Annotated in this window: 17 protein-coding genes and 4 tRNA genes; 5 read left to right on the plus strand and 16 right to left on the minus strand. The window is 69.0% G+C overall.

Translation table 11 applies throughout. The features are described 5' to 3' along the window. Positions 1-8 precede the first annotated feature (8 nt). The gene (locus DFR41_RS12440; protein WP_244917731.1) at positions 9-788 is read right to left on the minus strand and encodes a GNAT family N-acetyltransferase; all 780 of its coding nucleotides are present in this window, start codon (positions 786-788) and stop codon (positions 9-11) included. 71 nt (positions 789-859) lie between these two features. On the opposite strand from DFR41_RS12440, the gene DFR41_RS12445 reads away from it, so the two are divergent. Beyond that, the gene (locus DFR41_RS12445; protein WP_114802914.1) at positions 860-3,412 is read left to right on the plus strand and encodes an FtsX-like permease family protein; all 2,553 of its coding nucleotides are present in this window, start codon (positions 860-862) and stop codon (positions 3,410-3,412) included. A gap of 189 nt (positions 3,413-3,601) precedes the next feature. On the opposite strand, the gene DFR41_RS12450 is transcribed toward DFR41_RS12445, so the two are convergent. From DFR41_RS12450 to DFR41_RS12500, 11 genes are all read right to left on the minus strand, one after another. Beyond that, positions 3,602-3,677, minus strand: a tRNA-Gly gene (locus tag DFR41_RS12450). 43 nt (positions 3,678-3,720) lie between these two features. Further along, a tRNA-Gly gene (locus DFR41_RS12455) sits at positions 3,721-3,796 on the minus strand. 47 nt (positions 3,797-3,843) lie between these two features. Next, positions 3,844-3,919 (minus strand) — tRNA-Gly (locus DFR41_RS12460). 63 nt (positions 3,920-3,982) lie between these two features. Further along, complete coding sequence (gene lon / locus DFR41_RS12465) at positions 3,983-6,418, minus strand: endopeptidase La (RefSeq protein WP_114802915.1); 2,436 nt, start codon at positions 6,416-6,418, stop codon at positions 3,983-3,985. Positions 6,419-6,429: 11 nt separating this feature from the next. After that, on the minus strand, positions 6,430-7,698 hold the full coding sequence (clpX, locus tag DFR41_RS12470; RefSeq protein ID WP_114802916.1) for an ATP-dependent Clp protease ATP-binding subunit ClpX: 1,269 nt from the start codon (positions 7,696-7,698) through the stop codon (positions 6,430-6,432). 119 nt (positions 7,699-7,817) lie between these two features. Next, a complete protein-coding gene (clpP, locus tag DFR41_RS12475) occupies positions 7,818-8,426 on the minus strand; it encodes an ATP-dependent Clp endopeptidase proteolytic subunit ClpP (RefSeq protein ID WP_043112356.1) in 609 nt (202 codons plus the stop codon). Positions 8,427-8,576: 150 nt separating this feature from the next. Continuing rightward, a complete protein-coding gene (gene tig / locus DFR41_RS12480; protein WP_043112358.1) occupies positions 8,577-9,890 on the minus strand; it encodes a trigger factor in 1,314 nt (437 codons plus the stop codon). A 29-nt stretch (positions 9,891-9,919) separates the two neighbouring features. Then, a tRNA-Leu gene (locus DFR41_RS12485) sits at positions 9,920-10,006 on the minus strand. A gap of 209 nt (positions 10,007-10,215) precedes the next feature. Continuing rightward, entirely contained in the window at positions 10,216-13,395 is a 3,180-nt protein-coding gene (locus tag DFR41_RS12490) for an efflux RND transporter permease subunit (protein ID WP_114802917.1), read from the minus strand. Then, entirely contained in the window at positions 13,395-14,570 is a 1,176-nt protein-coding gene (locus DFR41_RS12495) for an efflux RND transporter periplasmic adaptor subunit (protein ID WP_114802918.1), read from the minus strand. Before DFR41_RS12495 ends, DFR41_RS12490 begins: the two co-directional genes overlap by 1 nt. 172 nt (positions 14,571-14,742) lie before the next feature. After that, positions 14,743-16,671, minus strand: coding sequence for a potassium transporter Kup (locus tag DFR41_RS12500; RefSeq protein WP_425326699.1), 1,929 nt, complete (start codon positions 16,669-16,671; stop codon positions 14,743-14,745). 136 nt (positions 16,672-16,807) lie between these two features. Here DFR41_RS12500 and hpnC point away from each other — a divergent pair, with 136 nt between their 5' ends. The 3 genes from hpnC to hpnE all read left to right on the plus strand — a co-directional run bounded on the left by hpnC (position 16,808) and on the right by hpnE (position 19,972). Further along, complete coding sequence (gene hpnC, locus DFR41_RS12505; protein WP_244917732.1) at positions 16,808-17,677, plus strand: squalene synthase HpnC; 870 nt, start codon at positions 16,808-16,810, stop codon at positions 17,675-17,677. A 134-nt stretch (positions 17,678-17,811) separates the two neighbouring features. Beyond that, positions 17,812-18,654, plus strand: coding sequence for a presqualene diphosphate synthase HpnD (gene hpnD / locus DFR41_RS12510; RefSeq protein ID WP_017758431.1), 843 nt, complete (start codon positions 17,812-17,814; stop codon positions 18,652-18,654). A gap of 70 nt (positions 18,655-18,724) precedes the next feature. After that, complete coding sequence (gene hpnE, locus DFR41_RS12515; RefSeq protein ID WP_114802921.1) at positions 18,725-19,972, plus strand: hydroxysqualene dehydroxylase HpnE; 1,248 nt, start codon at positions 18,725-18,727, stop codon at positions 19,970-19,972. Here hpnE and DFR41_RS12520 read toward each other — a convergent pair. Both DFR41_RS12520 and DFR41_RS12525 read right to left on the minus strand, forming a co-directional pair. After that, positions 19,966-20,433, minus strand: coding sequence for an SH3 domain-containing protein (locus tag DFR41_RS12520; protein WP_114802922.1), 468 nt, complete (start codon positions 20,431-20,433; stop codon positions 19,966-19,968). The two genes, hpnE and DFR41_RS12520, sit on opposite strands and share 7 nt — an antisense overlap. 138 nt (positions 20,434-20,571) lie before the next feature. After that, the gene (locus DFR41_RS12525) at positions 20,572-21,303 is read right to left on the minus strand and encodes an HAD-IA family hydrolase (protein ID WP_114802923.1); all 732 of its coding nucleotides are present in this window, start codon (positions 21,301-21,303) and stop codon (positions 20,572-20,574) included. Positions 21,304-21,318: 15 nt separating this feature from the next. On the opposite strand from DFR41_RS12525, the gene hemH reads away from it, so the two are divergent. Further along, positions 21,319-22,332, plus strand: coding sequence for a ferrochelatase (hemH, locus tag DFR41_RS12530; RefSeq protein WP_114802924.1), 1,014 nt, complete (start codon positions 21,319-21,321; stop codon positions 22,330-22,332). Positions 22,333-22,451: 119 nt separating this feature from the next. Here hemH and DFR41_RS12535 read toward each other — a convergent pair whose 3' ends face one another. Then, entirely contained in the window at positions 22,452-24,569 is a 2,118-nt protein-coding gene (locus DFR41_RS12535; RefSeq protein WP_114802925.1) for an esterase-like activity of phytase family protein, read from the minus strand. A gap of 133 nt (positions 24,570-24,702) precedes the next feature. Beyond that, entirely contained in the window at positions 24,703-26,268 is a 1,566-nt protein-coding gene (gshA, locus tag DFR41_RS12540; protein WP_114803111.1) for a glutamate--cysteine ligase, read from the minus strand. Positions 26,269-26,337: the final 69 nt, after the last annotated feature.

Raw genomic sequence — 26,337 nt, forward strand, 5'->3', positions numbered from 1 at the left:
GCCGGCACCTACTTGAGCAACGCGTCCGCGCCAGGCCGCTGCCAGTAGACGTAGAGCCAGGCCGGCGAGAAGCCCACCCGGGCATAGAGCGATCGCGCGAGGTAGTTCTCTGCCTCGACCTGGAGGAAGGTGCGGGTCACGCCGCGCTGCACCGCCTCCGCACCCATCGCCGCCATCAGCTGACGCGCGAAGCCGTGGCCGCGAAAGCGCGGCCGGGTGCGCATGCCGTGCACGCCCATCCAGCCTTCGGCAAAGCAGCCGCTGCCCACGGCCGCCACATCGCCTGCCTCTCCGCCGGGGAGATCCTGCGCCAGGCGCAGGCTGACGTAGACCGCATCCCGAGCCCGGCGCAGCAGACGGACCCGGCTCTGGCCATCGACCGGATCGAAGCCCTCGCCCAGGTAGACGCGGGCCCAGTCGTCGCCCGGCGTCGGGGATATCTGGACGGCCTCCGGCCGGCCGTTGGCCGCCACGGTGGCCGGGTCGGCACACATCACCTGGGTAGGCCGGGACGGCACGTAGCCGCGCTGGCGCAAGGCTTCGGTGAGCGTCTCGAAGCCCGGGGTCTCGATGGGCAGGCGCAGCACGGCCGGCAGGCCATAGGCCTGGTAGGCCGCTTCGATGCGGGGAAGGACCGACGGGTCCTGCACGCCGTGGTGCAGGGGCACCGCGCTGCGCGCCCGGCCCACCGTGCCGCGGTCCAGGGCCAGCAGCCAGCCCGGCAATTCCTCCAGGGCATCGGGGGGCACCGCGGCCAGTGTGGCCCTTTCGATCGATTCAACGTTCACGCCAGCAACCATGACCCCATTGTGAAACGCTTCACCGTCTTTGACACCCGCCCGGCCCCCACAATCGCCGGATGTGTTCGCTGCTCGACACCTTCTCCTGGCAGGAGGTCCGCCACCATCCGTGGCGCCATCTGGCGGCCGTGCTGGCCGTCATGCTGGGCGTGGCGCTGGCGTTCTCGGTGCATTTGATCAACAACTCGGCGCTGGACGAATTCCAGCGGGCGACGCGCACCGTCAACGGCCAGCCGGATCTGGAGGTGCGTGCGGTGCAGGGCGACCTGGACGAAGCCCTGTTCGGGCAGTTGGCCGGCCTGAGGCAGGTGGCGCTGCTCAGTCCGGTGCTGGAGGCGCAGGTGCTGTTGCGCACCCGCGAAGGCAGGCTGACCAGCCTGCGCCTGCTTGGCTTGGACGCGCTGGTGCTGCCCGCCATTTCGCCTTCGCTGATGCCCATGCCCTTTCCGGGCCGGGGTGACGATCGGCTGGCCATGCTGCTGCCGGAACGCGCCTTCCTCAACGCGGCAGCGCGGCAATCGCTCGGCAGCGGTGCCGAGCAGCTCGAACTCCGCATGCCGGATGGCGCAGCCCGACAGCTCGACATTGCCGGCACCGTTGCGGCCGCCGGCTCGCCGCTGGCCGTGATGGACATCGGTGCCGCACAGGCCCTCCTGGGCCGGCAGGGGCGCCTGAGCCGCATCGACCTGCGCCTGGCGCCCGGCACCGACCGCGAGGCGCTCGCCCAGGCCATCCGCGCCCTGCCCGCCTGGACGCCTGCCCTGCGGCTTGCCGAGCCGGCCGACGAGGCCCAGCGCATCGGCAACCTCTCCAGGGCTTACCGCGTGAACCTCACGGTGTTGGCGCTGGTGGCGCTGTTCACGGGCGCCTTCCTGGTCTTCTCGGTGCTGGCCCTGTCGGTGGCCAAGCGTGCGCAGCAGTTCGCTCTGCTCGGCGTGCTGGGGCTGACCGCGCGGCAGCGGCTGCGCCTGGTGCTGGCCGAGTCGCTGGCGCTGGGGGCCGTCGGCAGCGCCGCGGGTCTGGCACTCGGCCTGGCGCTGGCCTGGGCCGCCCTCCGGCTGCTCGGCGGCGACCTGGGCGGTGGCTACTTCCGCGACGTGACACCGCCCCTGCGCGTCGACCCGGCGGCCACGCTCGCCTATGGCGTGCTGGGCACGCTGGCCGCATTGGCCGGCGGCTGGTGGCCGGCGCGCGCCGCGCAACGGCTGCCCGAGGCGCAGACGCTCAAGGGCCTGGGCGACGCCTCGGGCCGGGGCGGGCGCCTGTGGCCGGCCCTCGCCCTGATGGGCACCGGCGGCGCCCTCGCCTTGGTCCCACCGATCCTGGGCATGCCGCTGGCCGCCTATGCCTCGGTGGCCTTGCTGCTGGTCGGCGGCATCGCCACCCTGCCATGGCTAATCCAGGTCCTCTACGGCTGGCTGGCTCCGCGGCTTGCAGGCCGGCTGCTGCCCCTGATGGCGATCGAGCGCGCCCGGCGCATGCGCGGCACCGCCGCCATCGCCCTGAGCGGGGTCGTGGCTAGCCTGGCGCTGTCGGTAGCGCTCACTGTCATGGTCGCGAGCTTCCGCGAATCGGTCACGCGCTGGCTGGACGTCGTGCTGCCGGCCGACCTCTATGTCCGCGCGGCCGGCGCCGCAACGGGCGAACTGGCGCCGTTCGACGCCGACTTCGTGGCGGCCGCGCAGGCGATCCCCGGGGTGGTGCGGGTCGCGCCGCAACGCATCCGACTGCTGCAACTGGATCCGGCGGCACCCGCCGTGAGCCTGCTCGCCCGCCCCATCGATCCGGGCGCGCCCGGCGACAGCCTGCCGCTGACCGGGCCGACGCTGTCCGCACCGCCCGGCCGCATCCCTGTCTACGTCAGCGAGCCCATGCTGTCGCTGCATGGCGCGCGCGTGGGCGGCACGCTGGTGTCGCTCGATGCGGCATTCGGACTTCCGGCGGGCCGCTTCTTCGTGGCCGGCGTGTGGCGGGACTACGCACGACAGTTCGGCGCCATTGCGATCAGCCGGGATGACTACCAGGCCCTGACCGGCGATGGCGCGGCCAGCGAGCTGTCGCTCTGGCAGGCCGCCGATGCGGACGAAGCACGCATCCGCCAGGCGCTGGACGGGCTCGCGCGCGTCCGGCTCGGTGCGGCTGACGCGCTGGACACCGCATCGACCGCACAGCTGCGCGCGGTGTCGCTGCGCATCTTCGACCGCAGCTTTGCGGTGACCTACTGGCTGCAGGCCGTGGCCATTGCCATCGGCCTGTTCGGCATCGCGGCCAGCTTCAGCGCGCAGGTGCTCGCGCGGCGCAAGGAATTCGGCCTTCTGGCGCACCTCGGCTTCATGCCAAGCCAGGTTCGCCGCCTCGTTGCGGGCGAAGGCGCCGCCTGGACCGGCATTGGCGCGCTGGCAGGACTGGGGCTGGGCATCGCCGTGGCTGCCGTGCTGGTGAAGGTGGTCAATCCACAGAGCTTCCGCTGGACGATGGACATGCTGCTGCCACCTGGACGGCTGGCCGCACTCTGCATGGCGGTGATCGGGGCAGGAACACTCACCGCCTGGTTCTCCGCACGTGCCGCCGCCTCGCAGGACATGGTGCTGGCGGTCAAGGAGGACTGGTAGCGGCCCCAGCGTCGGGCGCGGCTCAGGTCCACCGCCTCTGGAGGGGGGCGCGACGCCACCACGATCTGGCGCCGGCAGCACGCCGAAACGCCGTCACTGGCACCAAGGATGGAAAAGGGGCAGGCACAAAACAAAACCGCCTTGCTGGACTCCCGTGAGGGGCAGACAAGGCGGTCTTGGACCTGAGACTGGAGCGGGAAAACGGTCTCGAACCGTCGACCTCAACCTTGGCAAGGTTGCGCTCTACCAACTGAGCTATTCCCGCGTCTTGATCGGGCTGCAAGAAGCCTTGCGGCTTCCTCCAAAAATGGAGCGGGAAAACGGTCTCGAACCGTCGACCTCAACCTTGGCAAGGTTGCGCTCTACCAACTGAGCTATTCCCGCGTCTTGATCGGACGCTGGAAGAAGCCTTGCGGCTTCCTCCTTAAAACTGGAGCGGGAAAACGGTCTCGAACCGTCGACCTCAACCTTGGCAAGGTTGCGCTCTACCAACTGAGCTATTCCCGCAGAACCGAGCCTTAGATTATAGGGCTCTTTTTCGGGCCAATGCAAGCACCAGCCCCAAATTCTTCAATGCTTGACCGAACCTTCGGTGCGCGGCTCCCCCGCACGCTGCTTGGACAGCTCGGCCATGGCGGCAGCGGACGCAGCGACCTCCTCGTCCGACAGCGGCGTGGGCTGCTTTTCCAACGCCACTTCGAGCACCTTGTCGATCCACTTGACCGGCACGATCTCGAGGCCGTTCTTCACGTTCTCGGGAATGTCCTGCAGGTCCTTGGCGTTCTCCTCGGGGATCAGCACCGTCTTGATGCCGCCACGAAGGGCCGCCAGCAGCTTTTCCTTCAGGCCGCCGATGGCCGTCACTTCACCGCGCAGGGTGATCTCGCCGGTCATTGCCACGTCGCTGCGCACCGGGATGCCGGTGAGCGCCGAGACCAGCGCCGTCGTCATCGCAATGCCCGCGCTCGGGCCGTCCTTGGGCGTCGCGCCGTCGGGCACGTGGATGTGGATGTCCTTCTTCTCGAACAACTCATCCTTGATGCCCAGGCGGCGGGCGCGGCTGCGGACCACCGTGCGCGCAGCCTCGACCGACTCCTTCATCACGTCGCCTAGCGAGCCCGTGCGCGTGATGATGCCCTTGCCCGGGACCGTGGCCACCTCGATGGTCAGCAAGTCGCCGCCCACCTCGGTCCACGCCAGGCCGACCACTTGGCCCACCTGGTTCTGCTGCTCGGCGCGGCCGAAGTTGTACTTGCGCACACCCAGGAAGTCATGGAGGTTCCCGCTGTCGACCGTGACCTTGGGCGTGAGCTTCTTCAGCAGCAGGCCCTTGACCACCTTGCGGCAGATCTTGGAGAGCTCGCGCTCCAGCGAACGCACACCGGCCTCGCGGGTGTAGTAGCGCACGATGTCGCGCACCGCGTCTTCCGTCACCAGCAGCTCGTCGTCCTTCACGCCGTTGTTGCCCATCTGCTTGGGCAGCAGGTACTTCAGTGCGATGCTGGTCTTCTCGTCCTCGGTGTAGCCCGACAGGCGGATCACTTCCATCCGGTCCAGCAGCGCCGGCGGAATATTCATCGAGTTCGACGTCGCGACGAACATCACGTCCGACAGGTCGAAATCGACCTCGACGTAGTGGTCGCCGAAGGTGTGGTTCTGCTCCGGATCGAGCACCTCGAGCAGGGCCGACGACGGGTCGCCGCGGAAGTCGGTGCCCAGCTTGTCGATCTCGTCCAGCAGGAACAGCGGATTGCGCGTGCCCACCTTGTTCAGGCTCTGCAGCACCTTGCCTGGCAGAGCGCCGATGTAGGTGCGGCGGTGCCCGCGGATCTCGGCCTCGTCGCGCATGCCGCCCAGCGCCATGCGGACGTACTTGCGGCCCGTCGCCTTGGCGATGGACTGCCCCAGGGAGGTCTTGCCCACACCGGGCGGGCCCACGAGGCAGAGGATGGGCGCCTTGACCTTGTCGACGCGCTGCTGGACCGCGAGGTACTCGAGGATGCGGTCCTTGACCTTCTCCAGGCCATAGTGGTCCTCGTTGAGCACCGTCTCGGCGTTCGCAAGGTCGTGCTTGATCTTGGTCTTCTTGCTCCAGGGTAGCCCGACCAGCACATCGATGTAGTTGCGCACCACCGTCGCCTCGGCCGACATGGGCGACATCAGCTTGAGCTTCTTGAGCTCGGCGTCCGCCTTCTTGCGGGCGTCCTTGGGCATCTTGGCGGCGATGATCTTCTTCTCGATCTCCTCGATGTCCGCGCCGTCCTCGCCCTCGCCCAGTTCCTTCTGGATGGCCTTGACCTGCTCGTTCAAGTAGAAGTCGCGCTGGTTCTTTTCCATCTGCCGCTTCACGCGGCTGCGGATCTTCTTGTCGACGTTCAGGATGTCGACCTCGCGCTCCAGTTGCGAGAACAGGCTTTCAAGACGCTGCTGCACGTTGGACAGGTCGAGCACGGCCTGCTTGTTGTCCAGCTTGAGCGGCAGGTGGGCCGCAATGGTGTCGGCCAGGCGGCCGGCATCGTCGATGCTGGCGATGGACGTGAGGATCTCGGGCGGGATCTTCTTGTTCAGCTTGACGTACTGGTCGAACTGCTGCATCACCGCGCGGCGCAGCGCCTCGACCTCGGTGCCCGCGGCACCGGCCGCCTCAAGCGGCACCACATTGGCCGAGAAATGCGTCTGGCCGTCTTCGATGTGGGCCACACGGGCGCGCTGCTGGCCTTCGACCAGCACCTTCACGGTGCCATCGGGCAGCTTCAGCATCTGCAGGATGGTCGAGACGCAACCCACTTCGAACATGTCGTCGACGGAGGGCTCGTCCTTGGCGGCAGCCTTCTGCGCGACCAGCATGATGCGGCGCTCGGCCTCCATGGCAAGCTCGAGCGCCTTGATGCTCTTGGGCCGGCCCACGAACAGCGGGATGACCATGTGAGGGAACACCACCACATCGCGCAGCGGGAGCAGCGGCAGATCGATGGGATCGGACGGCAGGGGAATGTGACCGGACATGGTGTTCCTCTTCAGGCCTTCTTGGCCGCCTCGCGATAGACGAGAAGCGGCGCCTTGTTTTCTTCGATGGTCGACTCGTCGACCACCACCTTTTCCACGTTGGACGCCGTGGGAAGATCGAACATGGTGTCGATCAGGGCACCTTCAAGGATGGAGCGCAGACCGCGCGCACCGGTCTTGCGTGCCAGCGCCTTGCGGGCCACGGCGCGCAGGGCGGCCGGACGCACCTCCAGCTCCACGCCTTCCATCTGCAGCAGCTTGGCGAACTGCTTGACGACGGCGTTGCGCGGCTCGGTCAGGATCTGCACCAGCGCGTCCTCGCTCAGCTCGGCCAGCGAGGCCACCACCGGCAGACGGCCGACCAGCTCCGGAATGATGCCGAACTTGATCAGGTCCTCGGGCTCGACCTCGCCGAACACCTCGGTCAGGCTGCGCTGCTGCTTGCTGCGCACCAGGGCACCGAAGCCGATGCCCGACGCCTCGGTACGCGCTTCGATCACCTTCTCCAGGCCGGCGAAGGCGCCGCCGCAGATGAACAGGATGTTGGTCGTATCGATCTGCAGGAAATCCTGGTTGGGATGCTTGCGCCCGCCCTGCGGCGGAACGCTGGCCATGGTGCCTTCGATCAGCTTGAGCAGCGCCTGCTGGACGCCCTCGCCGGACACGTCGCGGGTGATGCTCGGGTTGTCGGACTTGCGCGAGATCTTGTCGATCTCGTCGATGTAGACGATGCCGCGCTGGGCGCGTTCGACGTCGTAATTGCAGCTCTGCAGCAGCTTCTGGATGATGTTCTCGACGTCCTCGCCCACGTAGCCCGCCTCCGTCAGCGTGGTGGCGTCCGCCATGACGAAAGGCACGTCGAGTTGGCGGGCCAGCGTCTGGGCCAGCAGCGTCTTGCCGGAGCCGGTCGGACCGATGAGCAGGATGTTGCTCTTGGACAGCTCGACGTCCTCGCCCTTGGCCCGTTCCTTGTGCTTGAGGCGCTTGTAGTGGTTGTAGACCGCCACCGCGAGCATGCGCTTGGCAGCCTCCTGGCCGATCACGTAGTTGTCGAGGTTGCCCTTGATCTCGGTCGGCGTCGGCAGATCGCCGCGGCCCTGCTCGCGCGCATCGCCGCCCGCGGGCAGTTCGTCGCGGATGATCTCATTGCACAGGTCGATGCACTCGTCGCAGATGAAAACGGAAGGGCCGGCGATCAGCTTCTTGACCTCGTGCTGGCTCTTGCCGCAGAAGGAGCAATAAAGCGTTTTCTCGCTGGAAGAGCCTTTTTTCTCGGCCATGAACGGATGCCCAAAACAGTAATGAACCAATGATAGCGAAAGGAAAAACGGCGTTTTCCGCAGGGAAAAACGCCGTTTTTCCTAGGACGGACACCGGCATTACCGCCGGTGCGCCCGCATCAGCCGCGCCGCGAGATGACCTGGTCGACGATGCCGTAGTCCTTGGCTTCGTCGGCGGTCATGTAGTAGTCGCGCTCGGTGTCGTTCTTGATCTTCTCCAGCGGCTGGCCCGTGCGCTCGGCCAGGATGCGGTTCATCTGGTCCTTGGTACGCAGGATGTCGCGCGCCTGGATCTCGATGTCCGTGGCCTGGCCGCGGGCACCGCCCAGCACCTGGTGGATCATGACCTTGGAGTTGGGCAGCGAGTAGCGCTTGCCGGGCGCGCCAGCCGCCAGCAGGAAGGCGCCCATGCTGGCCGCGAAGCCCAGGCACATGGTCGACACGTCGGGCTTGATGAACTGCATGGTGTCGTAGATCGACATGCCCGCCGTCACGCTGCCGCCCGGCGAGTTGATGTACAGCGAGATGTCCTTGTCCGGGTTCTCGCTTTCCAGGAACAGCAGCTGCGCGACCACCAGATTGGCGGTCTGATCGTTGACCTCGCCCACCAGGAACACGACGCGCTCCTTGAGCAGGCGCGAGTAGATGTCGAAGGACCGCTCGCCACGGCCCGACTGCTCGATGACCATCGGGATCAGGCCGAGGGCTTGGGTTTCCTGTGCACTCATTGGGTTTCTCCGCAAAAGATGGCGCAACTGTACTGCGCCGCATGCCGGGTTTCAGGCGACGGACATTGCCGCCCGCGAAGCCGGTGCTGGAAAGCAAATGGGGCCTGTGCCGCACGGCACAAGCCCCACGAAGGAACGATCAGAAGGCAATCAACCTTGCTGCTGCATCAGCTCGTCGAAGCCGACGGCCTTGTCGCTGACCTTGGCCTTGCCCAGGACGAATTCGGTCACGTTGTTCTCGATGACCACGGCCTCGACCTCGGCCAGGCGGCGGTTGTCGCCGTAGTACCAGCGCACCACGTCGGCCGGCTTCTCGTAGCTGGACGCCAGCTCTTCGATGTGGGCCTTGATCTGCTCAGGCTTGGCTTCGAGGCTGTTGGCACGCACCAGCTCGGCCACCACCAGGCCCAGGCGCACGCGGCGCTCGGCCTGCGGACGGAACACGTCGGCGGGGATCGGGGCCTTGTCGGCGTCCTTGATGCCGCGCTGCTTGAGCTCGGCACGCGCGCCTTCGACCATGCGGTCGATTTCGGACTGGACCACCGACTTGGGCAGGTCCAGCTCGGACTTGGCCAGCAGCGCGTCCATCACGGCCGTCTTGTTGCGCGCCAGCAGGCGGAACTTGACTTCGCGCTCGAGGTTCTTGCGGATGTCGTCACGCAGCGCCTCGACCGTGCCTTCGCCGATGCCCAGGGACTTGGTGAAGGCCTCGTCGATCTCGGGCAGGTTGGCGGCCTCGATCTTCTTGACGGTGACCATGAAGTCGGCCTGCTTGCCCGCCACGTCCTTGCCGTGGTAGTCGGCAGGGAAGGCCAGCGGGAAGGTGCGGCTGTCGCCGACCTTCATGCCGCGCACGGCGTCCTCGAACTCCTTGAGCATCTGGCCTTCACCGACGATGAACTGGAAGTCCTCGGCCTTGCCGCCCTGGAAGGGCTCGCCGTCGATCTTGCCTTCGAAGTCGACCGTCACGCGGTCGCCGTCGGCCGCGGCGCTGTCTTGCGAGCGCAGGCCGAAGGTGCGGCGCTGCTTGCGCAGGATGTCGACGGTGCGGTCGATGGCCTCGTCGGTCACTTCGGTCGAGACGCGCTCGACCTCGGCTTCGGCCAGGTCGCCGATCTTGACCTCGGGGTAGACCTCGAAGACGGCGTCGAAGGCCACCTGGCCTTCAGGGGCGCCTTCCTTCTCGGTGATGGTGGGCTGGCCGGCGACGCGCAGCTTGGCCTCGTTGGCGGCCTGCGAGAAGGCCTGGCCGACCTTGTCGTTCATCACCTCGTACTGCACCGAGTAGCCGTAGCGCTGGGCCACGACGCTCATGGGCACCTTGCCCGGACGGAAGCCGTCCATCTTGACGGTGCGGGCCAGCCGCTTGAGCCGCGAATCGACTTCCGCCTGGATCGTCTCCACGGGGAGCGTCAGGGTGATCTTGCGCTCGAGCTTCTCGAGGGTTTCAACGTTCACGGTCATGGTGTGAATCTCTTCCAAATGAAGGATGCTGGTGCGCGGGGGGGGACTCGAACCCCCACACCATTGCTGGCGTCAGGACCTAAACCTGGTGCGTCTACCAATTTCGCCACCCGCGCAGCTCCGGACTTTTCAGCCGATGGTGGATGATGAACAGGGCGGCCTCGCCGCAAAGGCAGGGCCGCCCTGACAACAAACTAGAGGCTTGGAGCACCGCCTCGGGTGCACCGACGGCCGCGGGGATCACCCGCCACGCACCGCCTGCCTGAAATTGGTCAATCGCGCATTCTAATCGGGTTCGAATGCGCTTTCGGCCTTGCGCAAGTCCCTAATGCGCAGCCGCAGGAGCGGCCGGTGTGTCCGGTTCCGACGGCGCCAAGGCATCGTCGTGGCCGATGCGGAACCAGGCCGCATACATGGCCGGCAGCGCGAGCAGCGTCAGCGCCGTGGCCACCATCAGCCCACCCATGATGGCGACCGCCATCGGCCCCCAGAACACACTGCGCGACAGCGGGATCATCGCCAGCACGGCTGCCGCCGCCGTCAGCACGATCGGTCGCAGCCGCCGTACCGCCGACTCGACGATGGCGCGCCGCGCGGGCACGCCGGCCGCGCGATCCAGCTCGATCTGGTCGATCAGGATCACCGAATTGCGCTGGATCATCCCCATCAGTGCGATGACGCCCAGCATGGCGACGAAGCCGAAAGGCCGGTCCAGCAGCAGCAGCGCCGCAGCCACGCCCGCGATGCCCATCGGACCCGTCAGGAAGACCAGCAGCGCCCGGCTGAAGCTGTGCAGCTGCAGCATCAGCAGCGTGAAGACGGCGAACAGCATGATCGGAATGCCGGCCATGATCGAGGCCGACCCCTTGCTGCTCTCCTCCACCGCGCCGGCCACTTCGATGCGCACCGGCGGCTCGCCGCGGGCCTGCCACTTCGCCTCCAGCGCGCGCAGCGCAGGCATCAGCTGCTGGGTGACAGTCGCGCCCTGCATGCCGTCCACCACGTCGCCCTGCACGGTGACGGCATAGGCGCGGTTCCAGCGCCAGATCACGCCCGGCTCCCACGCGAAATGCGGCTGGGCGATCTGCAAGAGTGGAATGGAGCGACCGGACGCGGTCGTCACATAGGCATCCGTCAGATCGGAGATCGCATCGCGCTCCTCGCGGGCCTGGCGCAGCACGATGTCGATCAGCTTGTCCTGCTCGCGGTACTGGCCGATGGGATTGCCGGTGTAGATGCCGCGCGAGGCCTGGGCGATGGACTGGCTGGTCACGCCCAGCGCGCGCGCCTTGGCTTGGTCGACGTCCATGCGGATCGACTTGATCGACTCGTTCCAGTTGTCGTTGACGCCCACCATCGACGGATTGCTGCGGACCTCGGCCTTGACCTCGTCGGCCAGGCGCCGCAACGTGGCCGGGTCGTCGCCCACCACGCGGAACTGCACCGGGTACGGCACCGGCGGTCCGCTCGCCAGCAGCTTGACGCGGCCGCGCACCTCCGGAAACTCCTGCGCCAGCAGGGTCGGCAGCTGGCGGCGCACGGCGTCGCGGGCCTTCAGGTCCTTGGTCAGCACGATGAACTGGGAGACGTTGCTCTGCGGAAAGGTCTGGTCCAGCGGCAGGTAGAAGCGCGGGGCGCCCGAGCCGATCCAGGTGGCCACGCTCTGCACGCCTTCCTGCTCCATCAGGCGCCGCTCCAGCCGCTTGACCACGGCCTCGTTGGCCTCGAAGGCGGTGCCTTCGGGAAACCAGGCGTCGACCATGATCTCCGGCCGGTTCGAGTCGGGAAAGAACTGCTGCTGCACCCGCGTCATGCCCAGAATGCCAAGCGCCAGCACGGCCAGCGTGGCGCCGATGGTGATCCAGCGGTGGTTGACGCACCAGCCCACCGCACTGCGGAAGCGGTTGTAGAAAGGCGTGTCGAAGAGCTCGTGCGGAGGCGCGTCGGGGTCGTGCGGTTTGACCTTGAGCAGCAGCGTGCCGAGGTAGGGGACGAAGTACACCGACACGATCCACGACAGCAGCAGCGCGATGACCGTCACCGCGAAGATCGCGAAGGTGTATTCGCCCGTCGTCGACTTGGCGATGCCGATGGGCAGGAAGCCCGCCGCCGTGATCAGCGTGCCGGTGAGCATCGGCATGGCCGTCACGTCGTAGGCGAAGGTGGCGGCACGGCGCTTGTCGTAGCCCTCCTCCATCTTCCGCACCATCATCTCCACCGCGATGATGGCGTCGTCCACCAGAAGGCCCAGGGCGATGATCAGCGAGCCCAGCGAGATCTTGTGCAGCCCGATGCCGAAGTAGTTCATCGCCAGGAAGGTGACCGACAGCACCAGCGGAATGGTGATGCCCACCACCAGGCCGGGCCGCCAGTCGATGTGCCAGCCGAAGCGTCCGCCCTTGTGCAGTCCCAGCGCGATGAAGCTCACGCCCAGCACGATGACCACCGCCTCGATCAGCACCTTGACGAACTCGTTGACCGAGGTGGCCACCGTCGCCGGCTGGTCCTGCACCTGGTCGAGCCGCATGCCGGCGGGCAGCTGGGTGTTGACCTGGGCGACCGTCTCCTGCAGCGCCTTGCCCAGCGCGATGATGTCGCCGCCCTTCATCATCGAGATGCCCAGCCCGATCACCGGATCGCCCTGGTAGTGCACCTTGACGCTGGGTGGATCGACATAGCCGCGCTCCACGCGCGCGATGTCGCCCAGCCGCAGCTGGTTGCCCGAGCTGCCGCGGATGGGCATGGCGCGCAGCTGGTCGAGGTCGGTGAACTGGCCGCCGACGCGCACCTGCAGCACGTCCTGCGGCGATCGGATGGTGCCGGCGCTCTCCACCGCGTTCTGGGCGCCGAGCTGTTGCAGCACGGCATTGAGGTCCAGACCCATCTGGGCCAGCCGCTTCTGCGAGACCTCGACGAAGACCTTCTCGTCCTGCACGCCGAACTGCTCGACCTTGGCCACGTCCTTCACGCGCAGCAGGCGCAGGCGCAGGTCGTCGGCCACGGTCTTGAGCTCGGCCGGGCTGAAGCCCTGACCCCGCAGCGCGTAGATCACGCCGTACACGTCGCCGAAGTCGTCGTTGAAGAACGGCCCCTGAATGTTGCCGGGCAGCGTGTAGCGCATGTCGCCGATCTTCTTGCGCACCGTGTACCAGACCTGCGGCACCTCCGAAGGCCGCGCCGCGTCCTTCAGCTCGAAGACGACCTGCGACTCGCCGGGCTTGGAGTAGCTGCGGATCTTGTCGGCATAGGGCACTTCCTGCAGCGTGCGCTCGATCTTGTCGGTGACCTGCTCGGCCACCTGCTGCGCGGTGGCGCCGGGCCAATAGGTGCGCACGACCATGGCGCGGAAGGTGAAGGGCGGATCCTCGTCCTGCCCCAGCTGGAAGTAGGCCGCGAAGCCCAGCACCATCAGCACCACCATCAGGTAGCGCGTGAGCGGCGCATGGTCGAGCGCCCAGGCGGAAAGGTTGAAGCCCGAGGGCTTCTCGGACGGGGCGGCGGACATCAGCGGGCTCCGCTGCCGGCCTTGACCGCCGCCGGGGCGACAGATGCGCCGCCCTCCTGCGTGGCATAGCGGTCCCGGTAGACCGTCACCTTCTGCCCCGGCGCGAGCACATGCACCCCGGCCGTGACCACCTGCATGCCGGGCGCCAGGCCCTTGGCGATCACCGCTTCGTTGCCGTCGGCCGTGGCGACTTCCACTGGCTGCGACTTCACCGTCATGCTGGCCGGATCCAGCACCCAGACGGCCGAGCCCGGTCCTTCCTGGCGCAGCGCGCTGGTCGGCAGCTTGATGACGGGTGTGCCAGCCAGCGACAGCGCGCGCGGCTTGGCATAGACGGTGGCGCCCAGCGCCGGCGCCTGCGCGGCGTCGACCGCCACCTTCACGGTGTAGGTACGGGTGACGGGGTCGGCGCTGGCGGCCACCTCGCGTACGCGGCCTTCGAGCGTCTCGGTGCCGGGCGACCAGCCGCGCACCGCCACGGCGGAACCGATGCGCACCTGCGGCGCACGGTCCTCCGGCACGGCGAAGACGACATCGCGCGGGCCGTCCAGCGCCACCCGCACGACCGGCGTGCCGGCCGCCACCACCTGGCCGGGCTCGGCGTCGACCGCGGTCACGATGCCCGGCGCATCGGCGGTCAGCACGGCATAGCCGGCCTGGTTGCCCTGGGCGCTGAGCTGCGCCCGCGACTGGTCGAACTGTGCCTGGGCGGACTTGAAGCTGGCCTCGCGGCGTTCCATCTCCGCAGCGCTGATGAAGTTCTTGGCGCGCAGTTCGCGGTAACGCGCGAGGTCAGCCTCGGCCAGGTCGCGCTGGGTACGCGCGGCACTGGCCTGGGCCTGGGCGGCCTCCACGGAAAGGCGCAGGTCGCGCGGGTCCAGCTCAGCCAGCACTTGGCCCGCCTTCACCCGCTGGCCCAGCTCGGCCTGCCGCCGCAGCACCTTGCCGCCGACGCGGAAGCCCAGGCGCGATTCGACCTGCGCGCGCACCTCGCCGGCGAATTCGGGCTCGCTCGCAAAGGGGGTGACCGCCACCGTCATCAGCTTGACGGCGCGCACGGGTTCCTCCTGGGCCGGCTGGCGCGAGCAGCCTGCGAGGAGGGCCGCAAAGGCGCCGAGCGCGAGGAATCCCGGCACGAGGCCCCGCGGAGCCCGGTTGGTAGTCGTATGAGGCATGGCCTGGCGCCGGCCGTGAGCGGGCGGCGGAACAAGGGGTTGAGGCACCGGCCACAATTAATGACCGACGAGTCAGCAATCTTCGGGGAAGGGCCTTCGGGCTGTCAATCGCTCCGACGCAACGCGCAGCGGCCGGCCGGCCGCCAGTCGAGCGGAGGGGGAAGGAAAGGCGCTAGAGGCGCTGACCCATTTCCACCAGCCGGTTCTCCGGCAGATGGAAGTAGTCCGAGGCGCGGCCGGCGTTGCGCTGCAGCCAGCTGAACAGCGCCTGCCGCATGCCGCTGAACGCCGGCAGCCGCCGCCGGCCCAGGGAGGCGCGGGAGATGAAATACGAGGTGGCCATCGACTCCACCGCCAGCCCCTTCTGGTAGGCCAGCATGCGCACGAACTCCGGGACGTTCGGCGGCTCCATGAAGCCGTAGCGCACCTTCACCGCCCAGATGCCGTGGCCCAGGTTCTGCGCCTCGATGCGCTCGCGCGCCGGCACGCGCGGCGTCTCGCAAGCCAGCATCTGCATCACGAAGACCTGCTCGTGCAACACTTGGTTGTGGTGCAGGTTGTGCAACAGGGCATGCGGCACCGACAGCGCATCGGCCGTGAGGAAGACAGCCGTGCCGCGCGCGCGGAAGGGCATCTCCAGCACCAGCGAATCGACGAAATCTGGCAGCGGAATCAGCTCGGCCACCAGCTCGGCGCGCGTCAGCCGCACGCCCTTGGCCCAGGTGCTGAACAGCACCATCGCCACCACCGCCACGGCCAGCGTCAGCCAGCCGCCGTCGGCCACCTTGAGCGTGTTGGCCACGACGAAGGCCAGATCCACCCCCACGAAGACGATGACGCCCAGGAGCACCGCCACGCGGTTCCAGTGCCACAGCCGCCAGGCCACCAGCCCGGCCAGCAGCGTGGTGGTGACCATGGTGATCGACACGGCGATGCCGTAGGCGGCCGAAAGCGCGCTCGAGCTGCGGAAGCCCAGCACCAGCAACAGCACGCCCACCATCAGCAGCCAGTTGATCACCGGCACGTAGACCTGCCCGATGGATTCGCCGGAGGTCTGCACGACGCGCATGCGCGGCAGGTAACCCAGCCGCATCGCCTGCGCCGTCAGCGAGAAAGCGCCAGAAATCACCGCCTGCGAGGCGATCACGGTGGCCATGGCGGCCAGGCCCACGACCGGCAGCAGCGCCCAGGACGGGAAGAGCCGGAAGAAGGGGTTGTCCACCGCCTGTGGATCGGCCAGCACCAGCGCGCCCTGGCCGAAGTAGTTGAGCACCAGGGCCGGCAGCGCGATCAGCAGCCAGGCGAGCCGGATCGGCCGCGCGCCGAAGTGGCCCATGTCGGCGTACAGCGCCTCGCCGCCGGTGAAGGCCAGGAACACCGCCCCCAGCACGGCCAGCGACTGGGCCCGGTGCTCGACCAGGAATCGCACCGCATGGCGCGGGTCCAGCGCCTCCAGCACGGCGGGCTGCTCGATCACCTGCATCGCCCCGCTGACGCCGAGTGTGCCGAACCACAGCAGCATCACCGGCCCGAACACCTTGCCCACCGCCCCGGTGCCGCGGCGCTGCACCATGAACAGCAGCACCAGGATCACCAGCGTGAGCGGAATCACCCAGCGCTGCAGCGCGGGCGCCTGCACTTCCAGGCCCTCCACCGCGGACAGCACCGAGATGGCCGGCGTGATCAGGCTGTCGCCATAGAACATGGCGGCGCCCAGCAAGCCCAGGCCGATGGTGGCCGTCACCATGGCGGGATGCGTGCGCCCCCGCCGGTCGGGCGAGCCAGCCGCATGGCGGGCCAGGGCCTGCAGCGCCAGGATGCCGCCTTCGCCGTCGTGGTCCGCCCGCAGCACGAAGACCACGTACTTGAGCGTCACCACCACCATCAGGCCCCAGAAGATCAGCGACAGAAGGCCCAGCACGGCCCCCGTGGTGAAGGCCACGCCATGCTCCGAGTTCAGCGTCTCCTTGAAGGCATAGAGGGGCGAGGTGCCGATGTCGCCGAACACCACGCCGAGTGCCGCCACCATGAGCGCCGGGCCGGCGGGATGGGCGGAAGCGGAGGCGCCCTGGGGCACGGGAACGGCAGGAGCGGAAGCCATGGGGCGTGAGGGAAGTCGGGCTGGGGGGCAGCATAGCGCTGCGCCGGGTCGGACCAAGGTGGGAAGTCGGCGCGCGGTCAGGAAAGCCACAGGTGCCGCGCACAATGCCCGGATGCCTCCCGCCCCCGCATCGCCGATGCCTACCCAGGCCGCGGCGCCCGACCATTACGAGAACTTCCCCGTCGCGTCGTGGCTGTGTCCGCCGCGGCTGCGGCCGCCCATTGCCGCCATCTACCACTTTGCCCGCACCGCCGACGACATCGCGGACGAAGGCGATGCCACGCCGGCGCAGCGGCTCGCCGAGCTGAGCGCCTATCACGCGGACCTGGACGCCGTCTTCGCGGCTGCGACCCCCTCGGCACGCTGGCCCCAGGTCTTCGGGCCGCTGGCCCATGAAGTGCGCCGCTTCGCCCTGCCCCATCGGCTACTGGCCGACCTGCTCGACGCCTTCGCCCAGGACATCGCCTTCACCCGCGACGCCCGCGCCTATGCCGACCGCGCCGAGTTGCTGGACTACTGCCGCCGCTCCGCCGACCCGGTGGGGCGGCTGCTGCTGCACCTGTACGGCGTGCACGACACCCAGGCCCTGCGGCAGAGCGATGCCATCTGCAGCGCCCTGCAACTCGTCAACTTCTGGCAGGACCTGGGCGTGGACCTGCGGCGCGGCCGCCTGTACCTGCCGCTCGCGGACTGCGCCGCGCATGGGCTGCAGCGGGCCGACTTCGCCCGCTTCGCGCCGCTGGCCAGTGCCGCACCGCCGCCCGTGGCCCTGGCGCTGGTCGCCGACGAGGTGCACTGGGCGCGCGCGCTGATGCGCGAAGGCGCGCCGCTGGTCCACCGCCTGCCCGGGCGCATCGGCTGGGAGCTGCGGATGGTGGTGCAGGGCGGACTCGCCATCCTCGACAAGATCGAGGCCCAGGGCTTCGACAGCTTCCGCCGGCGGCCCACGGTCGGCAAGGCGGACGCGCCGCGACTGCTCTGGCGCGCGTTGCGCATGCGGGCCTGAGCCCCGGCAGGCGCGCCCCGCACGCCGCCGCCGAGGCGCCCGATCCGCCGCGCCGCACGGCCGGCGGCATCGTCATGGCGATCCCCGACAATCGCCGGCCCAATGACCCGCCCCCTCCGAGCCGCCTGCGCCCAATGAGCACCCCCGAGCAATACGTCCAGGACAAGGCCGCCGCCTCGGGCAGCAGCTTCTATTACGCTTTCCTCTTCCTGCCACCGGAGCGCCGCGCGGCCATCACCGCCTTCTATGCCTTCTGCCGCGAGGTGGATGATGTGGTCGACGAGGTGACCGACCCTGGCGTGGCCGCCACCAAGCTGGCCTGGTGGCGCACCGAGGTGGCCCAGGCCTTCGCCAACGAGCCGCGCCATCCCGCCATGAAGGCGCTGATGCCGCATGCCGCCACCTTCGGCATCGAGGCCGTGCAGCTGCAGCAGGTGATCGAAGGCTGCGAGATGGACCTGCAGCAGACGCGCTATCTCGACTTCCCCGGCCTGGCGCGCTACTGCCACCTGGTAGCCGGCGTGGTGGGCGAGGTGGCGGCGCGCATCTTCGGCCAGTCCGACCCCGCCACCACCGCCTACGCCCACAAGCTGGGGCTGGCGCTGCAGCTCACCAACATCATCCGCGACGTGGGCGAGGACGCGCGGCGCGGCCGCATCTACCTGCCGGTCAATGAGCTGCAGCAGTTCGACGTCAAGGCGCACGAGGTGCTGGGCCGCGTGCATTCCGAGCGCTTCGTGGCGCTGATGCGCTTCCAGGCGCAGCGCGCGCATGCCGCCTACGACGAGGCGCTGGCACTGCTGCCGGCCGCCGACCGCCGCAGCCAGAAGCCCGGTCTGATGATGGCCAGCATCTACCGCACGCTGCTGCGCGAGATCGAGTCGGAGGATTTCAAGGTGCTGGACCAGCGCATCGGCCTGACGCCGCTGCGCAAGCTGTGGCTGGCGTGGAAGGTGCAGGCGCTGGGCCGGCTGTGAAGGCCGCCCCGCGCTCACCGCACGGCATGGCGCCAGGCGCCGGGGTGGCTCTGTCGCTGCGCGGGCCCGCATGAAGCTCGCCGTCATCGGCGCTGGCTGGGCGGGTCTGGCCTGTGCCGTGGCCGCCACGCGGGCCGGCGCCCGCGTCACCGTCTTCGAAAGTGCCCGCCAGCTCGGCGGCCGGGCGCGCCGCGTCGAGGCCAACGGCCTACCACTGGACAACGGCCAGCACATCCTGATCGGTGCCTACACCGCGACGCTGGGCCTGATGCGCGAGCTGGGCATCTCGCCCGAGGCCGTGCTGGAGCGCCAGCCGCTCGACCTGCGCCATGCCGACGGCCGCGGGTTGAAGGTGCCCGCCCGACTGCCACCGCCGCTGGACCTGGCCGTCGCCATCGCCACCGCCCGCGGATGGACCTGGCGCGACAAGCTCTCGCTGCTGCGCACGGCGGCGCGCTGGCGCCGCGCCGGCTTCGCCTGCGATCCCTCCGCCAGCGTCGCCGATCTTTGCAGCGACCTGGCGCCGGCCGTGCAGCAACTGCTGGTCGAGCCGCTGTGCGTGTCCGCGCTCAACACGCCCATGCATGAAGCCAGCGGCACCGTCTTCCTGCGCGTGCTGCGCGATGCCCTGTTCGGCGAACGCGGCGGTGCCGACCTGCTGTTGCCACGCGTGGATCTGGGCGCGCTGCTGCCCGATGCGGCAGCCGGCTGGCTGGACGCACAAGGGACGACGCTCCGCCTTGGCACCCGGGTCGATGGACTCGCGCGGGCGGCCGGGGGATGGCGCATCGACGGCGAAGCGTTCGATCGGATCGTGCTGGCGACTTCCGCCTGGGAAGGCGCACGCTTGGCCGAGAGCATCGCGCCCGCCTGGGCCGCTGCGGCGCGCGCGCTGGACCATGTGCCCATCGGCACTGTCTACCTGCGACACGCGCCGGGCCTCGCGGAGGGGACGCCGCTGCGCGCCCTGTCTGCGGGCACCGATCAGCCGGCGCAGTTCGTCTTCGACCTGCAGCGGCTGCGCGGCCACGCGGCGATGGCCGCTTTCGTCTGCAGTGCGTGCAGCGTCGGCCGGGAAACACTCACCGCCCAGGTCCTGGCCCAGGCGGCCGCGCAACTCGGCTGGCGGGGGCTGGAACCCGTGCTCACGGTGGTCGAGAAGCGTGCCACCTTTGCCTGCCGGCCAGGGCTCGTCCGGCCCGCGATGGCGGTGGCGCCCGGACTGCTCGCCTGTGGCGACCATGTCGAAGGCCCCTACCCTGCCACGCTCGAAGGCGCAGCCCGCAGCGGGTTGGCCGCGGCTGCGGCGCTTCAATAGCCCCAGGTCAGCTTCTTCGACACCCAGCCCACGCGGCCGTGGCTGCTGCGCACCTTCAGCCAGTCGCCCTGGCTGCCCGTCACGCGCAGCACCTCGCCGTATTCCGCGACCGCCACGATGCGCGCCTTCAGGCTGGCGGTGGCACGGATGTTGAGCCGGCCGGCCGTCGACACCACATGCCGCTGGCGGGTGGTGACCGAGCGTGCCACCCAGCTGCGGTCGCCCTCGAAGTCGCGCACCTGCAGCCAGCCACCCTGGCGGCGCAGCACTTCCAGCGGGTAGCCGCGGTCCACACTCCAGCGTGCCTCATGCTTCGTTCCGGGGCCGGCGCGAAGCATGGTGCCGTCGCGCGCGGCACTCACCATTTCCCTGGCCCACGCACTCGACACGGTGGCCAGCATCAGCAGCAGCATGAGCACGAGGCGTGGGGTCGAAAGGCGCAGGGCGGGGGCAAACATCATCGGAATCGGTCCTTTGTCCAAAGAGGTGTGAATGGAAAAAAAGTGGCCGCGTCTCGCCGCGGCCGCCAGTGGGTGCGCCTGCGTGGCGCAAAGGTTCCCCAAGGAATCCTCGGGATTGCCCGGAGTGCAGCTCGCGGCTCAGCGCAGGTCGGCCGAGGCGCCGAGCGCCACGCACAGCGCACGCAGGTCGGGCACGATCAGCTGGGGCCGGGCGCCTTCGGCCCATGGCCGCTCGTCGCGCACCAGCCAGGCGGCCTGCATGCCGGCGTTCAGGGCGCCGGTCACATCGAGCGCCGCATCGTCGCCCACATGCAGCACCTGCTCCGGCAAAACGTCCACCGACGCGGCCGCGGCATGGAAGATGGCCGCATGCGGCTTGGCGACGCCGAAGCGGTAGGCGCTCAACCCGCCGCGGAACCAGCGGTCCACGCCGGTGAGGGCCAGGTCGGCATTGCCGTTGGAGACCGCGACCAGCGGATAGCGTGCGGCCAACCAGTCCAGCGCCGGGGCCGCGTCCTCGTACAGCACCACGCGCTGGCGCTCGGCATAGAAGACCTCGAAGGCGGGCTCAGCCAGGGCCGGGTCCTCGCCGGCGCGGCGCAGGGCCAAGCGGATCGATTCTCGCCGCAGGGCGGCCAGGTCGTGCGCGAGGTCGGAGCGCTCCTTCTCGGTGGCGATGCGCAGCGCGCGCAGTTCGGCTGGCGAGGCCACCAGTTCGGCCGTGCGTGGCGCATGCTGCTGCAGCCATTGATGCAGCACGCCTTCGGCGCGCTCGATGGTCGGCCACACGGGCCACAGGGTGTCGTCCAGGTCCAGGGTGATGGCGGCGATGCGCGGCAAGTCCAGGCCGGCCGTGAATGTCTCGGGCATGCACCAGAATACCGCATGCCTCCTTCGTCCCCTTCCGCCGGCGCGGCCGTCCTCTGGTGCAACCTGGGCTCGCCGGCCGCCCCCACCGCCGCCGCCGTGCGGCCCTATCTGGCCCAGTTCCTGGGCGATCCGCGCGTGGTCGAGATCCCACGCGCCGCCTGGCTGCCGATCCTGCACGGCATCATCCTGCGGGTGCGCCCCGCCAAGTCCGCGGCCAAGTACGCCACCGTCTGGACGCCGCAAGGCTCGCCGCTGGCAGTGCACACCGAAGCGCAGTCCCGGCTGCTCGGTGATGGCCTCGCGCAGGCGGGACACGGGCAGGTGCAGGTGATGCACGCGATGCGCTATGGCGAACCTTCGGTCGAGACGCGGCTGCAGCAGCTGGCGGACGCCGGCATCCATCGCGTGCTGGTGCTGCAGGCCTATCCCCAGTACTCGGGCACCACCACGGCCAGCATGGTCGACGCCGTCAACGCCTGGTGCGGCCGGGCCCGGCGCGTGCCCGAGCTGCGCTTCGTGGCCGACTACCACGACGACCCGGCCTACATCGACGCCCTGGCCCGCAGCGTGGAGCGCCACTGGCAGGCCCACGGACGCGGTGCCATGCTGGTGATGAGCTTCCATGGCATCCCGGCGCGCAACATCAAGCTGGGCGACCCCTACGAGCAGCAATGCCTGCGCACGGCCGAGTTGCTGGCCGCACGGCTGGGCCTGCCCGCCGACGCCTGGCGCGCCACCTTCCAGTCGCGCTTCGGCGCCGCCGAATGGCTGCAGCCCTACACCGAGCCCACCTTGCGCGAGCTGGCCAAGCAGGGTCTGAAGAGCGTGGACGTGATGTGCCCGGGCTTTCCGGCCGACTGCCTGGAGACGCTGGAAGAGATCGCCATGGAGGCCCGCGAGGCCTTCCTCGAATCGGGCGGGGAGGCCTTCCACTACATCCCCTGCCTGAACGAGGACGCGGACTGGATGGCCGCGCTGACGCAGCTGGCCGAGCGGCATCTGCAGGGATGGCCGACCCGGGCAGGCTGAAGGCCGGGAGGACCGCAAGGGTCCTGCGACAAGTCCTGGCCGCAAGGCGGTCGTCATGGGCCGCCGTGGGGCCCCTCCCGCAAGGGGAGAGGGAGTGAACCCCGGCTCTGCCCACAGGATCAACTCGGCAGTCGCAGCCCCGACAGCGCGCGGTCCAGCTTGATGAGCCAGACGCGCGTGGGCCGCTCCAGGTCGCTGCCGCGCGTGATGCGGGCCTTGACCACGCCACTCGGGCAGCCGCTGACGATGTGGCCGCTGGCGTCGAAGGTGCAGTCCTCGACGCTGCCGTCGACCTTGTTGCCGTTGGCGTCCAGCAGCACCGTCGACAGGCCGAAGTCGTCGTCGTTGACCAGGGCCAGCGTGTTGTCGTCCACCAGCGCGAGGCCTTCGGCCTTCTCGGCCAGCCAGCCCAGCGCATTCAGGTCCAGCAGCTCGGTCTTCTGCATCGGCACCACGCCCGCGTAGCTCACGCCGTTGGAGGCGGCCTGGATGATGCTGCTGATCTCCAGGTTCTCGTCCATGGCGGCGATGTCGGTCGCGCCGGCCGGCAGCACCACCAGCATCAGCTTGTTCATCACCTTGCCGTCGCTCTTGCGCGCGCCCTGCTCGATGACGATGAAGCGCCCGTTGCCCAGGCTGACCACGTCGCCCAGCTTGGCGTTGCCGGTGCGGTCCTTGTCGTAGGCCGAGCCATCGATGGGATAGGCATAGGACTTGGAGGTCTCCGTCGCCGGATCGAATTCCACCCAGCGCGCGAACTTCGCGATGTGGCGCACGTCGGTGTTGCTGCCGCCCGGCGGCTTGGCCTTGAGCGACTTGCCGTTGGCGTCCTTGGGATCGATGGGACTCTGCAGGAAGCCATGCAGCCGGCCAGTGGCCACATCGAGCGTCAGGCCTTCCATGCCGCGGTTCAGCCGCCGCTTGGCGAAGATGGCCGGCAGGCCGTTGCCCGGCGCGTACTTCTTTTCGATCACGCCGGTGGCGATGTTGACGCGGGCAACGAAGGGGCCGTATTCGTCGCTGGTCCACAGCACGTTGCGGGCCTTGTCGTACACCATCGATTCCGGGTCGAGCCCGTTGGCATCGAAGCCGGACTTGGTCGCATCGAAGACATAGGTGTCGGTCAGCGGGATCTCGCCGGTGGAGCCCACGCTGCCCGCCTTGGGCGGCAGGCCCGTGGCCTTGGTCTGCGCATCCACGCGCAGCGGCGTGCTCGAGGCCAGCACGGCGCCGCCCTTGCCGACGCGGATCAGGCCGAAGCTGGGCGCGAACGACGGCGCCGGGAAGACCTTGCTGACGCTGGTCGCGCCGCTGCTGTCGCCGGGCACCGGCACCGTGGGACCGTCACCATTGGGGCCACGGTCGGTCACGGCATAGAACTCCAGCGCGCCGTCGTCGGCCTTGCCCTTGAAAGCCAGGCCGGAGCCATAGGCGGGCAGGAAGCCCATGGGAAAGTCGGCCCGCACGGCCGCCTGCGTGCCTTCATAGGGCACGTAGTACTTGCCGTCGGCCATCAGTTGATAGCGCGTCACGCTCACGCCCAGCGTGCCCAGGGCATTGGTCTGCGTGTACGGGAAGGCCACCGGCGTACCGATGGCCGCGGCGAGCGTGTTCTCGAAATGCTCGCGCGCCAGCAGGCGGCGGCTGTCGTCCACGGTGCGTGCCGCCCAGGGTGCCGACAGGCCGGCCAGCAGCGTCTGCAGCGACGTGTTGAAGTCGGCGGCCGTGGCCGAGAAGTCGAGCGCGCCGGCCTTGAGGCGTGCCTTGAGCTCGGAGGTCAGACGGATGCCGTTGGACGGGTCGCCATCGTCATCGAGCGACTGCAGCGCCAGCAGGCGATTGACCACGGCATCGGCCTGCACGCCGACGGCGCCGTTGGCCAGGCCAGCCAGGGTGAGCGGGGTGACCACGCTGCCGCATGCGGCGCTGCCGAGTTCGAGCGCACCGGCGCGAAAGCGCACGGTCTCGCCCGGCTTGCACTGGAAGCGACCCTGCGCATCGGTCTGCGCAATGGCGGCGCTGCCGGCCTGGTAGTCCAGGCCTTCGACGGCGGCATCGAGGAAGAAGCCGGTCGTGGCGGTGGGCGTCGAGGTGCCCGTGCCGGTGTTGCCGCTGCCCGCGGTGCTGCCGCCGCTCGACGAAGTGCCGGTGACCGGCACCCAGGCACTGCTACCGCCACCGCCGCCGCAGGCCGCCAGCAGCAGGCCTGCACCCGCCATCGCCGCCCAACCCCTCATTGCATGTCGTGTTCTCTTGCTCATCTTCATCCGTCGTTGTGGCCTGCGCACCGTGCGGCAGGCGGCCCCGATTGGCGCTCAGGGTTGTGACGGATTCGTGACTGGGAGAACAGGGGCGCTCGCGCCCAGCCGCTCAGATGGCGAGCAGCACGTCGCCCTTGACCGGCCGCAGCCCGAGCCGGCCCGGCGAGGTGTACTGCTGGCGGTATTCCTCGAAGGGCATCGTGTCGGCGGCCTCGATCTGCCGCTGGGCCTGGACCGAGTCGGCGCTCATGGCCTCATAGCGGGACTGCTGCTCGGGCGTCCAGGGCATGTCCAGCAAGGCGAGCTGCGCCTGGCGCGAACGCTCGATCGCGAAGCCGGTGAAGGAGTCCGCATGCGAGGCCGCCATGGCTTGCAGCACCCGGGCTGACGGCAGCGTGTCGGGCTGCGCCAGCGACTGAATGGCGGCCTCCACCGCGCGTGCATGTGCATCGCCGCCGCCCAGCGCCGCATCCATGGCTTCCGCGATGGGCCGGCATTCGGTCAGGATCTCGCGGCCCCAGTCGGCCAGCAGCACCTCCTGCCCGCCGCGGCGCAGCGTCAGGCCGGGCTGGCGGCCGGACTCGGCCACCAGGTGCTGGTTGTGCTTCATCTCGACGATCTCGTCGCGGCTGTCGGGCGGGCTCTCGCGCAGCAGGCACTGGAGCAGAAACACGTCCAGGAAGCGCATGGTCTGGGCGCTGATGCCGACGGGCTCGAAGGGGTCGAGGTCCATCAGCCGCACTTCCACATACTCCACGCCACGCTCGCGCAGGGCATGCAACGGCCGCTCGCCCGGGAAGATGACGCGTTTGGGCCGGATGGTGCCGTAGAACTCGTTTTCGATCTGCAGCAGCGTGGTGGCGAGTTGGTTGTACTCGCCACCCAGATTGCGCACGCCGATGGCCTCGTAGGGTGCATAGGGCCGCGTCAGCGCATCGGCCAGCGAGGCGCCGTAGCCATCGAGTCCGTTGTAGCTCACGAAGAGCGAAGCCTGCGCCTCGCTCTGGTAGCCCAGGCGTCCCATGCGCAGCGACGTCGCATGGGGCTTGTGCATGGTGTATTCGCCGATGGGCTCGAGCGCATGCGGCCGGCCTTCGACGAAGCTCGCACACACCGCCGGCGAAGCGCCGAACAGCACCAGCAGCAGGAAGGCCTGCCGGCGGAAGTTGCGGATCAGCGCGAAGTAGTCCTCGCTCGACACCTCGGGCATGGACCAGTTGTAGTGGATGCCCGAGATGGTCTGCATGCGCCGGCCGTAGCGATGGCCCAGGCCCATGCGGTAGACGCTTTTGGCGCGCCCAACGTTGGAGGTGCCGTAGCGACCCAGCGGAATGGTCTCGTCCGACGGCAGGCCGCAGGGCATGCTGGAGACCCACATCATTTCCTCGCCGCAGGCTTCGCGCAGCACGCGGTAGGTGAACTGGTGCACCTCGGTCAATTCGGCCAGGCAGGCGTCGACGTCGGCATGCACGCCGGTGATCAGCTCGAGTTGCGATTCGCTGAAGTCGGTGGTGATGTGCGGATGCGTGAGCGCGCTGCCCAGCGCGGCCGGATGCGGCGTGAGCGCGAGCTTGCCATCCGGCTGCGCGCGCAGGCTTTCCTTCTCGATGCCGCGACGGATGCCCTGGAGCCGGGTCGGCGCCAGGCCGCCCAGACGTTGTTGAAGTCTGTTCATGTGCATCGTCTCAAATCTGGGGTTCGGGGCGGACGGTAACACCGGCCGCCGAGTCCTGCCGCCGAGGGT

Source organism: Pseudacidovorax intermedius (genome assembly GCF_003350475.1).
Taxonomy (GTDB): Bacteria; Pseudomonadota; Gammaproteobacteria; order Burkholderiales; family Burkholderiaceae_C; genus Xenophilus; species Xenophilus intermedius.